Annotated in this window: 12 protein-coding genes and 1 CRISPR repeat array; all 12 genes read right to left on the bottom strand. The window is 66.2% G+C overall.

What is annotated here, in order from left to right; all coding sequences use genetic code 11:
• Positions 1 to 120: 120 nt before the first annotated feature.
• Positions 121 to 778: direct repeats of the CRISPR family, unit length 37 nt; unit sequence GTCTTAATCCCTTCTGAATCAGGGCATCGTCCCCAAC.
• A 160-nt stretch (positions 779 to 938) separates the two neighbouring features.
• Positions 939 to 2,060 carry a Card1-like endonuclease domain-containing protein gene (locus MVF76_RS07770; RefSeq protein WP_297528240.1) on the bottom strand — a complete coding sequence of 374 codons (1,122 nt, stop codon included), beginning with the start codon at positions 2,058 to 2,060 and terminating at the stop codon, positions 939 to 941.
• A gap of 17 nt (positions 2,061 to 2,077) precedes the next feature.
• Entirely contained in the window at positions 2,078 to 2,596 is a 519-nt protein-coding gene (locus tag MVF76_RS07765; protein WP_297528239.1) for an SAVED domain-containing protein, read from the bottom strand.
• Positions 2,597 to 2,607: 11 nt separating this feature from the next.
• Positions 2,608 to 2,901 carry a CRISPR-associated protein Csx16 gene (csx16, locus tag MVF76_RS07760; protein ID WP_297528238.1) on the bottom strand — a complete coding sequence of 98 codons (294 nt, stop codon included), beginning with the start codon at positions 2,899 to 2,901 and terminating at the stop codon, positions 2,608 to 2,610.
• Entirely contained in the window at positions 2,898 to 4,193 is a 1,296-nt protein-coding gene (cmr6, locus tag MVF76_RS07755) for a type III-B CRISPR module RAMP protein Cmr6 (protein WP_297528237.1), read from the bottom strand. Before cmr6 ends, csx16 begins: the two co-directional genes overlap by 4 nt.
• Before the next feature lies 1 nt (position 4,194).
• Entirely contained in the window at positions 4,195 to 4,584 is a 390-nt protein-coding gene (cmr5, locus tag MVF76_RS07750; protein ID WP_297528236.1) for a type III-B CRISPR module-associated protein Cmr5, read from the bottom strand.
• Positions 4,581 to 5,489 (bottom strand): type III-B CRISPR module RAMP protein Cmr4, encoded by a 909-nt coding sequence (gene cmr4, locus MVF76_RS07745; RefSeq protein ID WP_297528235.1) that lies wholly within the window; start codon positions 5,487 to 5,489, stop codon positions 4,581 to 4,583. The genes cmr5 and cmr4 overlap by 4 nt, the downstream gene beginning before the upstream one ends.
• A 15-nt stretch (positions 5,490 to 5,504) precedes the next feature.
• Positions 5,505 to 6,641, bottom strand: coding sequence for a type III-B CRISPR module-associated protein Cmr3 (cmr3, locus tag MVF76_RS07740; RefSeq protein WP_297528234.1), 1,137 nt, complete (start codon positions 6,639 to 6,641; stop codon positions 5,505 to 5,507).
• The gene (gene cas10, locus MVF76_RS07735; protein ID WP_297528233.1) at positions 6,638 to 9,544 is read right to left on the bottom strand and encodes a type III-B CRISPR-associated protein Cas10/Cmr2; all 2,907 of its coding nucleotides are present in this window, start codon (positions 9,542 to 9,544) and stop codon (positions 6,638 to 6,640) included. The genes cmr3 and cas10 overlap by 4 nt, the downstream gene beginning before the upstream one ends.
• Positions 9,541 to 10,560 (bottom strand): RAMP superfamily CRISPR-associated protein, encoded by a 1,020-nt coding sequence (locus MVF76_RS07730; protein ID WP_297528232.1) that lies wholly within the window; start codon positions 10,558 to 10,560, stop codon positions 9,541 to 9,543. The genes cas10 and MVF76_RS07730 overlap by 4 nt, the downstream gene beginning before the upstream one ends.
• The gene (gene csm6, locus MVF76_RS07725; protein ID WP_297528231.1) at positions 10,557 to 11,774 is read right to left on the bottom strand and encodes a CRISPR-associated ring nuclease Csm6; all 1,218 of its coding nucleotides are present in this window, start codon (positions 11,772 to 11,774) and stop codon (positions 10,557 to 10,559) included. Before csm6 ends, MVF76_RS07730 begins: the two co-directional genes overlap by 4 nt.
• A 564-nt stretch (positions 11,775 to 12,338) precedes the next feature.
• The gene (cas6, locus tag MVF76_RS07720; RefSeq protein WP_297528230.1) at positions 12,339 to 13,328 is read right to left on the bottom strand and encodes a CRISPR system precrRNA processing endoribonuclease RAMP protein Cas6; all 990 of its coding nucleotides are present in this window, start codon (positions 13,326 to 13,328) and stop codon (positions 12,339 to 12,341) included.
• 95 nt (positions 13,329 to 13,423) lie between these two features.
• On the bottom strand, positions 13,424 to 14,340 hold a 917-nt coding region (locus tag MVF76_RS07715), incomplete at its 5' end, for a DUF1015 domain-containing protein (protein WP_297528229.1).

Here is a 14,340-nt window from a genome sequence, read left to right as displayed (position 1 = left end):
GGCTTTCGGTGTTTTCTGGACTTCACCTCCGGTGAGGTCCATATACCACTACGCAATGCGTGTTTCACGCTGCATATAGGCTGTTTCAGTAAAAAACGGGGCAGAATTTATGCAACTATCGGGTTAATCCCTTCTGAATCAGGGCATCGTCCCCAACTTATTGCAATTAGCAATAGCACAACCAGTTAAGTCTTAATCCCTTCTGAATCAGGGCATCGTCCCCAACCGCCCGTTTAACCCAACTTTGTAGGAGGTTACAGTCTTAATCCCTTCTGAATCAGGGCATCGTCCCCAACCATGTTTTCTGTCAGGGTTTATCGCGGCAGCGTGTCTTAATCCCTTCTGAATCAGGGCATCGTCCCCAACCTGTATGAAGAAAACCCGGAACACAAATTCTTGTCTTAATCCCTTCTGAATCAGGGCATCGTCCCCAACGGACTTGCCGTCGAGTGTTCCGGACCTGTCCGTCTTAATCCCTTCTGAATCAGGGCATCGTCCCCAACACCGACTGCCGAAGCTGTTATGAATTCCGAAGGTCTTAATCCCTTCTGAATCAGGGCATCGTCCCCAACAAGTCACGGAAGCAATAAAGGCGGGCGGATCGGGTCTTAATCCCTTCTGAATCAGGGCATCGTCCCCAACAGTTTTTAATTGGAATCGGAGAGCGGGTCAGGTCTTAATCCCTTCTGAATCAGGGCATCGTCCCCAACATAATAGGAGCTATAAAGATCATGAAACTATGTCTTAATCCCTTCTGAATCAGGGCATCGTCCCCAACCGCACAGGGCGTATTTCAACGTGATTTCATCAACATGCAAGACCCTCCACCAGTCCGGCGCCACCTCCGAAAAATAATACCATCCGAACCCCCGGCGCAAGTCGGCGACTAACCGCCAAGTCGGGGACCGCGATTGCCGCGCAAAAAAGACCTGCCCCGCTCACGCCGGCTTCACCCACCTCTGAAGACGCGCGGCCATTTCCGCAATCTGGCCACCCTGAACCACCTCTATCCCCAGGTCCCTCGCTCGCCTGACATCCCCCTTGCCCAAGCGGCGGTAGCTTACCAGCATTGCACGCGCCTGCAGCCCGCCGGCCGCATCGGCAAGACTGTCAAGCCGGTACAGGGCATCAGCACCGGCACCCCGCTCTGCCCATCCACGGGTCTTGCATTCGATCACGTGAAGTCGGTTGTCCACCAGGAAGGCGACGTCAATCTCGTTCCGGGAGTGCCCGGTCTGCCATTCAACCTGCAGCCCCCGCCTTGCATCCTGTATTCGGATACCACGCCCCCTGAGTGCATTCATCGCGGCATGAACGTGCTGCTCCAGCCAGCCCCCGTTGGCAAAAAAGCGCGCTGCCTCGTCGGCGAACAGAATACATCCGTCGCTGACCCGCAGTATGCCCAGCATATCCAACCGTTCAAGCAGGTCCTGGAATGCGTTATCGAACTCGTGTGCGACCTCCAGCGGCGGCGAGCGCAATCCGTCCCTTGCCTCCGACGCATACCAGTTCAGCCTGCCAAGCGCCTTTTCGAAATACCCGATGTCGCGCACCATATCCCGGGTGAAGTCGCGGAAGGCGGGCGGGATGCGTATATCCTCCTCCGCCTGAACGCACCCGCCATGCGCCAGCACGAAATCGGGTATGCGCACGACATCGGCCAGGGCATGCGGAGGCCGCCCGGAGGGATGCATCCAGATCAGGCGGTCCTCCTCGGGATGAACGTAATAGATGGGACAGTCACAGTCGCGGAACACCTCGTACGCGGCAATACTCATCGGCTTGGTGCCGCCGGTGGCATTCAGGGCCAGTTCCCCGGCATCCGCCAGCGCATCTTCGCTTTCCAGGAACTCCAGCACGCGGCCCTGAATGGCCTCGATATCCCATGCGTTCGAGATCGGCCACTGCTCCGTGACCACGCCGCGGGGCCTGTACACGGCTTCCAGCCAGGCTGCGCGCTCACGCATGTCGGGGCTGGTCAGCAGCACCACGCGCCGCGGGCAGACCCCGGGGTCGAGTACCGGAGTCAGATTCGGTGTCGGCTGGGCGGAAACCAGCATGAGATGTGTATCGAGCTTCATGACACTTCGCCGCGCAGGGGTCCGAGACACTGATAGCCGGTGGCCCCGTGCTGATATACCAGAACACGCGCGACATTCGCGAGTTCGGCCCCGACCAGGGCGGCAACCGCAGCCGGGCCGGCGTAAAAGAAGTGAATGCTGTTGGCACCGGAAGCCATCAGGGAGGCTGCGGCCTCGCGAATGTCCTCTGCGAGCCGCGGCATGTCATCCGGACCAATATGCTTGTTCCGGCGCAGCAAGAATACTCTGTTGTCCGGAACCCCGCGCAGCAACTCGTTGTGCTGCCTGAACTGCTCCACACTGGCGAGTATGTCCCTTCCGGCGAGCAGATCCACAACGAGTATCGCGGGCCTGTCGCCCGGCCGCCTCCGGATCTCCCGATACCAGCGGCGCCGGCGCCGTCCGCGGCCGAACACGACCTCGTACCAGGTCCAGAATACCGGCACGGCCACGGCGAGTCCGATGACGATGCCAACCGGATCGAGCCAGGTCATCACGAAGTCGCGGATGGCCACGACCAGCTCTCTCATTCGAGCTGCTCCACGCGATATTCCTCCAGGCGCGCGCCGCAGCGTCGCATCTCGTCTGCCGTGAGTTCCTTTCCACGCAGCCCGGCGGGAAGCTCCATGACGATGTGAAAATAGCGGGCACCGCGGCTGCATATGTCTGCCGCGACATGAGCCGGCAAGGCGCCGACGACCATGTCACCCGGCCCGACCTCGTCGACGTTCAGATGGTCGACCAGCCGATCGGCTTCCACGCCCTGTTCGGTCAGCCAGGCTCGCGCGCCGGGGTGACGGGTCACCGCGATAATGCTCACTCGCATCCTCCGAGCAGTTCGGCCATGATCGCCCTGGCCTCCCTGACACGCTTCTTCGACCAGGGCAGTTCCCTGGCAATCTCGCGCAAAAGCGCCCCTGCCGCCCGGCGCGCGCCGGGATCGGTCCAGCCCCGGGCCGCTTTCAGCAGGCGCAGCCGCTTTTCGGCGATCAGCCCGTTCGGCGCCAGGCGCCCCGCCGCGCATTCGCGCTCGAAGAGACTTCGCAGTTCGTCAATCTGCCGTTCCTCCTCGGTCATGGCCGCGACGCGGGCCTCCTCCTCCCGTTCACGCCGCCGCTGCTCGGCGGCTTCCACAGCTCTCTCGTCCACTGCCATGGCGCCGTAGCCCACTGCGGTCTTGGCCCCGAAGCCAAGCCAGTCGAAGGCATGCGCGAACGCCTGTTCGAGCAACGCCTTCCAGCGACCGTTCTCCGCCAGTTCCGGCGCACGACCGCGCAGGAACGAAAGATTGCAGACCACGTGAAAGGCGAAGGCCGATCCCGGCGGCACGGTAAGGTAGTTAATGGGGTTGGGCCGACCCGATTCGTGCGGCGATTCGCCCTTCTGATAGTAGTGCGACTGATGCGCCGTCATCACCTCCAGCATCAGGCTGTCACCCCGGATCCCGGGGATCACGTCCCAGAACTGCAGCGCGCCACGCGCCGGGGCGGCACTGTCCTCGCTTCCGAACAGGGCGTCGATGGCCTCTGCCGTCCAGTCCGATTCCAGTTCCCATTGCGCCGCCGTGCTGATTCCCGCCAGCTCCCGCGCGGCCTGGCGCAACACACCCTTGACGCCGCTGCCCGGCAGATACGGCAGTCCGTAGGGCCAGAGGAAGGCAAAGCCGTTCTCCAGCGGATGTTCGTTGCCAAGGCCGGTGGTGAAAGGCGCCACCGACCGCGCGTGAAAGACCGCGGCCTGCCCTGCGGACTCGAGCAGTTCGATCATCGCCGACTGCCGCTCCTGCAAGGCATGCCCGCGAGCGACATCATCCGGCGTAAGCCTGGCAACCGTGCGCCACGCGTCCCGGGCCCCGTGATCGTTCTTCTCCCAGAGCGCCGGGAGGCGGCCGCGTCTGGCCCTTGCATGTTCGATGGCCGCGTCCATTCCTTTCGAGTCGAGGATCTCCTTCAGCTCCCCTGCCTCGCGACTGCGCTTGCCCGCCAGCGCCCTGACCTGCCGTTCCTGATCGGCACGTTCCGTCCACAGCGGGAGATAGAGGCCGAACCTCAGCCCGGGCGACGCTTCGCTGAAATCCCGGCCCAGGTATTCGGGTACTGCGGCAACCGGCATCTCAGGCATCCTCCCTTTCGAGGGCGGGGGCCACCTGGCGCAGCCAGCGCAGCCAGGCGAACGCCTCGGCCGTGATGGCCTGGAATTCCGGCGGGTCCGCCTTCAGCAGGTATTGCATGAAGCCACGGAAATCGTCAGGCGTGCCGAGCGATTTCCGGAGCCAGTCACGCAGATGGGCGGAGAGCAGTCCGTAGCGTTCCTCCTTCTTGCCCTGGTTGTAGGCCATTACCTGCATCAGGCCACTGTTCATGATCAGCGCCGGCATCCCCTTGGCGGCGTTGATGTAGTCCTTGTAGCCATCCTTGCCATTGCCGCGTTCCAGCGCCTGCTTCGCGGCAAGCGCGCAGTCCCAGGCGTGCGCGGCGCGGCGCTGTTCCATCGTCTGCCTCATGCCCGGGCACCTCCCTGAAGGCGGGCCACCACCAGCCCGCGGCCGGTGGTGGCATCGCCACCGAGCTGTAGCAGGCGGTTGTCGAGCACCGTGCGCAGCTTGACCATCACCTCGTCCGCATCGAGCGCCTCCTCTGCCTTGCCGGTGCGGGTGCCGCCGGCCATGAGCGGCGCGATCAGCAGGGACTCCGGCGGCAGGTTCTCGGTATAGAACAGGCCGCCGGCGGCGGCTGTTCCTGTCTTCTCGTCGATGCGCACATGCGGCTCCACCAGGGTGGCATTCTCCGAAAAGTACGCGAAATCCGTATCCGAGAGGATGGCCAGATCGCGGGCGAGCTTTTCGCGGAACCAGGCATACGCCGGCTCCTCGGGAACGGCCAGCGCGGCGAGCGCCTGCCCGAGCGCGGAGACGGCCTCGTCGACCGTGGCACTGTACTGGAAGGCTTCCAGATGAAGGTCGCCGCCGCGCGACAGCAGCGTATCGCCGGCGACCCGGCAGGCACCTTCGTCCACGGCCGGAATGCTCCAGTCGCAGTCATTGCCCGTCAGTCGCAGCAGGCGCTGGGCGCGCGCCAGCGCCTGCGGGCAGGTGGCATGAACATAGCCGCCCTTCAGGCTGCGCACCGGGAAGGCCACGAGCTGCGCATCGCCGAAACTGACGGCCCCGGCGTGCAGGGTGCTGCTGCCCGATTCGGGGCCGAAGATGCGATCGATCAATGCGGATTCTCCGCCCAGGGACTCGAACGAGTGTCGCACCGCGCCCTTGATGCCCGAGCCTGCAAAGCAGGGATGGCTGGTGTGGCGCTCGCGCTGGATGGGGTTGTCGATCAGCCCCGTGGCCGTGCCGGCGCCCATGTGCACGGGGCTCACGGCATACAGGAAAACGGCTGCCTTTTGTTCGAACATGATCCTCTCCTCGAATCAGTAGCTGGCAACAAGAAAACGATTGAAACCTTCTGCGCGACGCCGGGCATCGTAGCCGGTTTCGGGCCACAGGCCATGCGCCGCAAGCTTGCGAAGATCATCCGGCGTAGCCTGGAGATCCTCGATCCAGTAGACGCTGCCGGCAGGAACGGCACGGCGCGCGGGCTTGGGCTCCCGGAGGGCCAGATCCCAGCCCGAGACAACCTCGGCGCGATTGACCGCAGCAGCCACGACGCGGCCGCGCACGCCGCAGAGCTCGAACGCGCCCGCCGCATCCATTCCCGGCAGGCGCCAGCCCCCGGGGAAGATGCCGGGCGTGGCGAGAATCAGGCGACAGTGCCGGGATGCCAGGATGCGGTCGACGTCCGCCTCGGGCGCCGGCGCCGCGGCACGATCGACGACCGCGCCGCGGCCGTCGCCTCCGAAACGCAGGGCGGTGCCTGCGTCCAGGCCGTCGCCTTCCGCCTCGGCCAGAAATCCGACCCCCCGGGAAAACGCCACGGCCTGCATGGAGAACAGCTTGCCGTCGTCGGCTCGGCGGGTGTCCGCCTGCAGGCCGATGCCGATGCGTTCGTCATGAACCCAGAGCCGGGCGGAAGGAACCAGATCGGCCGACGCATCGGGCAACCGCCCGTCCAGCCAGGACTGCATGCCCCGGGAAGTCAGCCACAGGCCGGTGACCGGTTTCGACCGCGAAGCCTGCGCCATCACCGGCAGACGCTCAAGCGCCATGGAGCAGTCGATGCCGGCGGCGGGCTGCCAGGGCGAGAGCGCGCGCAGCGTGATGTATTCCTGCTGCGCCTCGCGCGTGGCCACGAGATCCGCAGGCAGCGGATAGAACCTTTCGAGCGGCCCCTCGCCAGTTTCGCCCCGCCAGGCTAGCTGGAAATCGGTGATCCGGAAGCTGCCGGGTGCATCGGGCGTGCCCAGTGTCGGATGGGCATGCTCATGCTTGCCCCTCGCGAAGGCCGCGGGGTCGGCTCCGTCGCGCGCGAGTATGGCGGTTCGGATCGCACCGGCCGCCACCGAAGGCCAGGGCGGCACCATGGACTCGCCATAGCTGCCGGCATCCCCGAACAGGCGGTTGCCCCTCAGGAACAGCACATCCATGGGCTCGATGAAGTGTGCATTCATGCTGCCTCTCCCCTGTTGCCGTTTCCGTTGGTGCTTCCCGGGACCATCCCGGCGCGCGTCTCGCGCGCGAGGAACTCGGCCACCGAGAGCAGGTTTCCGGTCCAGTCGACGGGCTCCGCCTGCGCGACCGAACGCCTCGCAAGATCCGCGGCAAGCTGCTCGACGGCGTGATCGTCCGCCACTGCCCTGCTGCCCGCCTGGCGGCGGAACTGGTAGCCGAGGAGGCTGGCCATCAGGGCGCCCTCGCCTTCGGGGCGCGGCAGATCGCGAATCCACTGCAGGCAGTGATAGACCGCCCGCCGCGACACGCTCGGCTCGCGCAGGAAATCGACCACGTGCCGGAACAGCGCCAGATCCTGCCACTTGAGGGTCAGCGCGAGCGCGCCGCCGGAACGCTTGAGCACGCGGACATGGATCGCATCGCGCCCGCCCGCCTCCTTCGCCGTCGCCTCGGCTTCCCTTAGTTCGCGCAGCACACGCGCAAGCGGCGCCTGGTGATGGGCGACCACCAGACCGGCGCTGGCAGTCGCGCGGCTGCCCATCATCCGCAACAGCCGGCCGTCGAGCAGCGCAAAGCCCCGTTGCAGCTCCAGCCGGGTCCGCTGGCTGTCGGTTCCGTCGACGGGCGCGAACCGGCTGGTACCCGACCAGGCGTCACGCAGCCGCGCGGCGGCCGGCAGCAGGTCTGCGACCGGCAGCATGGCCAGCACGTCGTCACCACCGCCATAGATCAGGCGCCCGAGATATTCGCGCTGGACGACATGCGGCACCACATGCAGCGCAAAGTCGTTCAATGCACCGGAGATCGCCATGTGCCTTGCAGGCGAAGGCACGCGCCGCATCTCGCCGTAGGCACGCAGCGCCTCATTGCCCGCGGCCCGCTCGTCGAACTGGCGCCGGATCCGCGGATGAAATACCTCGCGGAAGGTGGTCGCCCCCTCCTCCACCAGCAACGCGCCCATGCGGTCGCCGTCCATCATCAGCAGGCCATAGTAGGTTTCAAGGCGGAAGTCGCCGCCGGCGTTGCCGAGCGTGCCCCGGACCAGGTTCCGCAGCCGTCCGGCTTCGCCGTCATCATCCGTCTCCTGCGCCCGCTCCAGCATGGCCAGCAGCGTGCGCGCGTCCCGCAGGGCATCCTGCCGCTGCGGGTGACGCAACAGCAGGCGCACGGGCAACGCAACACGACTGGTGGCGACATCGGCGGCAGCCCGCGAGAAGCCCTTGGCGGTCAGTCCGCCCTGCTCGAGCCAGCGATCCAGCTGCGAGGCAAGTGCCATGGTGTGCGTGGACACCACGAATCGCCCGAAGTCCCGCCCCGTTGCCCGGCCGACCTCTTCCGCAAACAGGGTTGGCCAGAGGCGCTTGATCGCCGACAGGGCGCCAAGGTGCTCGCCGGGCCGGGCCCAGGCCGGGCGCTTTTCCGCAATGCGTGACCAGAGGGTTTCCGTCTGCTGGCGGGGCGACTTGCCGAGGTGGCCAGGATCGAGGGTCAGCCACTCCACCTCGCCGGTGAGCGAATCGCGCCAGCCGCGTTCGTCGACCTGGCCGAACTGGCGCACCGACTTGGCAGCGGCCAGTACCCGGTCCGCAAGGTCGTACACCGCCGGATACAGCACCCCGGGATTGGGTTCCCAGAAAGCAGTGCCGTCCTGCCACTCGATGCTCTTTTGCAGCACCCGCCAGGCATCGCTTGCAAGAAAGCCCGTGGGTTCGCCCGCTGGTACGCCGAAGAAGGGCGCCATGGCCTCGGACAGCCGCACCGTATCCTCCACGCGCTTGCCGTCTGCGCTGGCGCGGATCAGCGAGAAGGGGACGGACGTCCAGTGCACCTCCGGAAAGTCCCTCAGCTGGCGCCGCGCCTGCTCGAAGCAGTAGAGGGAGGCATCATCCGCGGCCTCGCCGATCTCCGTCAGAAGCCGCTGCACCACCTGCCGGCCCTTTTTCTGCATCCAGTCCCGCACGTGCGTGCGGCAGCGCTCCGCCAGCGCGCGCGCCCGCCCCGCCGGCACCAGCGCCACGAAGCGATTGGGCAGGGCGGCGGAAAACAACGGATTGGCGTCTGCGCTCGCGCCCTTGCTCCAGGCTGCCTCCGCGAACAGCTCGTCGGGCAGGCCCTGCTCGCGCAGCCAGAGGTCCACCTGCGGAATCCCGCGAAGGCGGGGGAAAAGCACCGCATCCGGCCCGAGTTCGTCGACCAGAGGCTTCATCGTTTCCCAGGCGAGTCGCGCGAGTAGATGCGAGCCGGCCCACAGATCGGAGGTGGATCGGGCCGCGGCGATGAAGGACTGCACCGGCCCGATGCTCATGGCCAGCAGCGCTGCTTCGCCATTGTCGTCGGCGGCAAAGGCACCCGCGAAGGCCGAGGCCAGGTCCAGGTGTTCCCAGATGGAATGATCGGGCACCCGGGTATCGGCCGGGAGCTGTGGCCAGAGTTCGCCCAGCCGGCCGTTATCTCCGCTCTCCTGCAACTCCGGGCCGAACCGCCAGAACGCCAGCAGCGACCGCCGAACATCATTCCTGCAAGCGGCGCGAAGCCGCTCGAAATGCGCCAGACTGCGCGCCGCGATGTCCGCGGGATCCGTCTCCGCAAGCCGGCCCTCCGCGGCGAGGTCGATCTCGTCCCCGCTCACCGGATGCACCAGCACCGGCTCCCGCGTCCAGTGAAGCCGGTCGCTCAGATTGCGCGGCCACTGCGGCCGGTCGGCGGCCGAGGCCCACCAGTCGGCCCGATTCACCGCGGCGGCATCGACGTGCGTCAGGCCGAAACGTTCACGCAGGATGCGCACGGTACCGCCCTCGTGGCCCTCGCGGGTCCGCATCAGGATCAGCGCCTTCTCGCCCGGATCATGCAGGCGGGCATCGAGCTTGGTTTGCCAGAGCCGGTTTTCGCGATCGTTGTTCATGGAGCTGTCCTCTCGACACCTTTCGTGCCGTCCAGAAAGGCATGCACCTCGCGCCAGACCCTTTCGATGGCGTGACGATCCGGCCGGAACTGCGGCGGGGGCAGGCAGGGAACATGGAAGATGCGCCCACGCAGACCGCCATCGATGGCGATCACCTTGAAGCGCAGGCTGTTGGGGAGGCGGGCATTGCGATTCCAGCTCCTGGTCACATGGCGAGTCACCGGATAGGCGAGCCAGTGACGGTCCTCAACCCTCTGATGAGGGGGCCTCTCCTTCGGAAACGGAAACCGGGTCCGAAAACCGATCTTGATCTCCGCCAGTCGGCGCATCAGCCCCTGCCAGTCGTCGAAGGGTTCGGTCTGCCAGACGAGCGCGCCGCGCTCGTCGCGGCCGATGGCATGCGGCCAGTCGCGGTCGAGACACGCCGCCCAGTCGCGCAGGGGCAGGCTTCCGAGTGCGGGCGCGCCTTCCAGCGCCAGCGACCCCCAGCCGTTGCGCGAACGGCCACCCAGGGTCCCGAAGGCATCCATCAGCGCCAGCGCTCGGTCGATCAGGCGGGAATCCCCATCGGGGAACGCCAGACGCAGCCTGGCCGACTCGCCGGCCTGAATGGCGGCGTTGCCCTTGAGCGCCGGCTCGCGTGAACCTCGCGGCAATCTCACGGGTCCATAGCCGAGATACAGCCCGGCATCCACCGCAACTCTCACCTCCGGGTGCTGCACCGCACCCAGGGGTTGCCACCGTTTCAGACTGCCCTGATTCCAGCGGTCGAGCCGCAGCCGAACCCTGCTGCGGTGACCCGTACCGTCGGCAGCAGACCCGAACAGCGCGCCCTCGTCCCGCCGCAGGGTATCGACACTGCCGGAAAAACCGTTGGCTTCGGCCCATGCCACCCGCCACCAGGCGCGGAGCAGATGCTTGAACGGCGGCGAACGCCACTGGCCATCCTGCGCCGCGTTGCCGAGAAATGCCGGCGCAAGGAAGCGCGCGGTGCATTCCCTGGTCTGCATGCTCATCCTATCCTCCCGTTAACTGTTGATGATGCCGGGCCGGCCTGCACCTCTGCATGATTGCCGGAGGCGCACCCCCCGTCATCCCTCGCAAGCTTGCGATGCTCGATGGCAATCTGGCCCGCGCCCAGGGTCAGCCCGAAGCGCCGGTAGCGCGTCCCGGGCACACTGCCGAGCTGTCGGATCAGGTAAGGCTGGGCGCCCCGCTCTCCGAGCACCCGCTTGAGGGTGCGATTCACGTGCGACTTGAGCGGATCGACATTTTCCCGCGCCAGTCCCTGGCCCCAGTTGCGCTGTGCGCGCTCGAAATCCCCCGAGTCCCTGCCGACCAGCCGCCCGTAACTGTCCAGCAGCCGCGCCTCGAAGCCTTTGTCGGTCCAGTGCACCGCCGGCTGCCCCGCCAGCGCCCGTTCGGCCAGCAGCCAGTAGAGGGCAAAGCGCAACGGCTCCAGCCGCACTTCCTCGCCTCCGGCAACGACCACGCACGCGCCGGGCCGCAGTACAAGACCCGCCGGCGGCACCGCACGTTGCGCCAACCGCACCGCATCGAGAAAGCTGCAGGCCCCGTCGGTCAGACCGGTTTCCAGTGCGTCGCGCAGCCGCACGAAGGGAATCTCCGCCAGCGTAACCACCGCATCCCGGGTGTCATGCGGCCGGTTGTCGGGCGCAGGCGTGTAGATGATCTCGCTATCGCGGGTCGGAAAGAAGAAATGGGGATGGGATTCGTAGGGGGCCGAAACCAGCACATGGGACAGCCGGTCCTGGGGACGGCCGAACAGCGACAGCGCGTAACCGAGGTAGAACCCCATGGTCTTGCGCCCGCCGGCAATGGACACATGCAGCGCAGCGGCTTCATCGCGCGTGAGTTCCTGAACGAGACAGGTAATGAAATCCGCCGCCGCGCTGTTGTCATCCGGCGAGCGGATATCCTGCATGGGCTGGCCGTTGCGGCCCTCGAGCACATGGATGCGGGTGTCGTCGAAACCGATCTCCGGCAGCCCGTAGCTCTCTCGCAAGCGGTGGAACCAGCCCGTGCGCGGGTGCAGGAGGCTGAGTCGCGCACGATCCCGGCCTTCGGCCGTGGTGACCAGGTGTACCTCGGTGGGGACGAACGCGGGCGACCGCGTCACGGCCAGCGCATGAACCGTTTCGGTGACTACCTGGGGCGAAAGCCCCGTCACCGCAAGCAGAATACGCCTTCCATATTCGTGTGGCTGCATGGTTTCTCCGCGATGCCCGTTCCTTTGATCTGCCCCGGTGCCCTGCCTGGCATCCTTCGGTCTCCCTCGCCGGCTTCCTGCCATGGGCTCCCTGACACGCCGGGGCACGGCTACTGTCTCGCAGCCTGCGGCAGTCCGCACGTCTCGCAAGCTTGCGGCCAGCGGATTGCGGGGCGGGGAAGGCAGGGCCGCACGCCAGCGCGGTTCTGCCCGTTGCCGGCTCGCGCCCGCAGAGGCTTTTCGTTCAACAAAGGCAAGGTCGCGCCGCAATGGCGGCGGGCATCACGCATGTTCTTGGTATGTCGGCAGTCTACCCCAAACGCCGGATGACACAAACACCAACCCCCAACCTCCGGGCGAACCGCCGGCTACGTCGATCATCGGTGACATCGTTGGCAATGACGCACAATCTCCCCATCAGAGCAGCCACAGTACCGCATCATCCGGGCGCCGCCCGGCTTTGGCCGTGATTTTTCCCCGATTTCATGATGCGGCCGCAATTCCCATGAAACCTGCATCATATTCACCACACAACCCAATGGTTTACAATGAAACCCGATCCCTTCAGATGTCCTGTTCGCGAGGATCCGTCATCTGCCCGGCAGACGCGCCGCCAGCAACCGAGTGCCACCGCAGGCGGTAGCCGCCGTGACCAATGGCGGTCAGCTTGCCCACGTGCAGGAATTGACCGTGCCAGAGCAGAGGCCAGGCAGTCTCAAGTCCGGCCAGTGAAAGATCAAAGTGTCCAGCAATCCCCCCAATCGGGTGGCGGCGCCCCTGCCGGCTGGAACGGCGGCAAAAATCGATCCATCGCAGCGAGACCCCGGCAAACCCCACTTCCGACGGCACTTGAGGCCAGAACATCTGCAGCGTCTGCCCCTGCGCGCGCGCGAGCTTGCGCACCCGGGCATAGAGCGCGTGGACGAAGTGCCGCGGCGTCAGTTCCTCGGGCCGCAGGGGACGCCCTCGGCGAACTATCCGCAGCGGGGACTGGAGTTCGACACGCACCTGTCGCCCCACGCAGGCAATATCCGGCGGTTCGTCGACAGCGGCCGGAAACGGGGTCAGCCGCCCGCTGTCCGGGGACAACTCCGCCCAGCTTCCGCCGACGCGCTGAAGGACGCGAACCAGCCCCAGGCGGTTTCGGGCCCCGCCCACGCCGGCCCGGCCGGCGCGGGCGAACGCCATCACCACCTCGTCGAGCCAGCGCATGGCCTCGCCGAACAGATGGATGTCAACAAGAACAAGCCCCGCCGGGTGGCTCGGGGGCAGCCTCAACACGAAGGGGTGCGGGGCGTGGGTGGTCATGCCCGACTCCGGCCGGCCCTGGCGGGCGGTCTCGAACAGACGCTGGTAGACACAGCGGGAAGCGAAGGCGCAGCCTCGGCAGTCCGGCTGCCCGGTGACACAGGCAAGGTCGCGCAACGCCCAGCCGAAGGCGCCCCGCCACGCGGAGCCCGGATAGGGCGGCAGCCGCGTGCCCCGGCTGGCTTCGAACGCCAGCCGGAACCGGGCATAGGGCAGCGGCCACGAGGGTACAACCCCTGCCTGCATACCGGCTGTCTCCGTCATTTTCCGCTCGCTCCCCGTTCGCCAACATCACGGCCTGCCGGCCACCCCCGCGCATTCTGCACCAAGGCCGCTTGATATCAATTAAGCAAATGCGACACCAGTCCGTCGGCCAGCTTGGGCTCGAACCAGGTCGACTTGGGCGGCATCACCTCGTTGGCATCCGCAACCGCCATCAGGTCGTCCATGGTGGTGGCGTGCATGGAAAAGGCCGCGGCCATCTCGCCGCTGTCGACGCGCCGTTCCAGCTCGCCGAGTCCGCGGATTCCGCCAACGAAATCGATACGCGGGTCCGTGCGCGGGTCGCTGATGCCCAGCACCGGTTCCAGCAGATTGTCGGCCAACAGGCTGACATCGAGACGCGCGACCGGGTCGGCGGGAATGCGCTCCGGGTGGATATTCAGGCGGTACCACTGGCCATTCAGGTACATGCCGAACTCGCCGGGCTGCGCCGGTGACACGGGCGTGTCGGACGCGTTGACATCGAAGGCTGTCGCCACCTTTTCGATGAAGGTCTTTTCATCGAGCCCGTTCAGATCCTTGACGACGCGGTTGTAATCCAGAATCTTCATCTGCTTGTGCGGGAAAATCACCGAAAGGAAATAGCGGCTCATGGCGTCGGGCGGGCCGTTCTTGCTCGCCGCCACCCGCGAAGCCGCCGCCGAGCGGTGATGGCCGTCGGCGATGTAGATCGCCTCCATGCGGTCGAAGCCCTCGGTCAGGCGCTGGATGAGATCGGGGTCGTCAACCACCCAGAAGGTATGACCGATCCCGTCGTCGGCCACCAGGTCGTACTCCGGCGCGCCCCGGGTCACCGAGTCGATCATGGCGTCGATCTCGTCCTGCGAGCGGTAGGCCAGCAACACCGGGCCGGTCTGGGCGTTGAGCGCCTCGATCTGGCGCACCCGGTCGTCCTCCTTGGCCGGCCGGGTGAACTCGTGCTTGCGGATGCGGTTGCTGTCGTAATCCGCCACCGAGGCGGCCGCCACCAGCCCGG

Origin of the sequence: Thiohalobacter sp. (assembly GCF_027000115.1) — a bacterium.
In the GTDB taxonomy this organism is placed as follows: Bacteria; Pseudomonadota; Gammaproteobacteria; order Thiohalobacterales; family Thiohalobacteraceae; genus JALTON01.
Note: the sequence above shows the minus strand (reverse complement) of the source record. Positions and strands in the feature narration are given on the sequence as shown.

Bases quoted from the DNA above. Each gene is read 5' to 3' on its own strand.
- cmr6 (WP_297528237.1), bottom strand. From the start codon at position 4,193: ATGCCGGTTGCCGCAGTACCCGAATACCTGGGCCGGGATTTCAGCGAA.
- csm6 (WP_297528231.1), bottom strand. From the start codon at position 11,774: ATGCAGCCACACGAATATGGAAGGCGTATTCTGCTTGCGGTGACGGGG.
- cas10 (WP_297528233.1), bottom strand. From the start codon at position 9,544: ATGAACAACGATCGCGAAAACCGGCTCTGGCAAACCAAGCTCGATGCC.
- cas6 (WP_297528230.1), bottom strand. From the start codon at position 13,328: ATGCAGGCAGGGGTTGTACCCTCGTGGCCGCTGCCCTATGCCCGGTTC.
- MVF76_RS07770 (WP_297528240.1), bottom strand. From the start codon at position 2,060: ATGCTGGTTTCCGCCCAGCCGACACCGAATCTGACTCCGGTACTCGAC.
- cmr3 (WP_297528234.1), bottom strand. From the start codon at position 6,641: ATGAATGCACACTTCATCGAGCCCATGGATGTGCTGTTCCTGAGGGGC.
- MVF76_RS07730 (WP_297528232.1), bottom strand. From the start codon at position 10,560: ATGAGCATGCAGACCAGGGAATGCACCGCGCGCTTCCTTGCGCCGGCA.
- cmr4 (WP_297528235.1), bottom strand. From the start codon at position 5,489: ATGTTCGAACAAAAGGCAGCCGTTTTCCTGTATGCCGTGAGCCCCGTG.
- cmr5 (WP_297528236.1), bottom strand. From the start codon at position 4,584: ATGAGGCAGACGATGGAACAGCGCCGCGCCGCGCACGCCTGGGACTGC.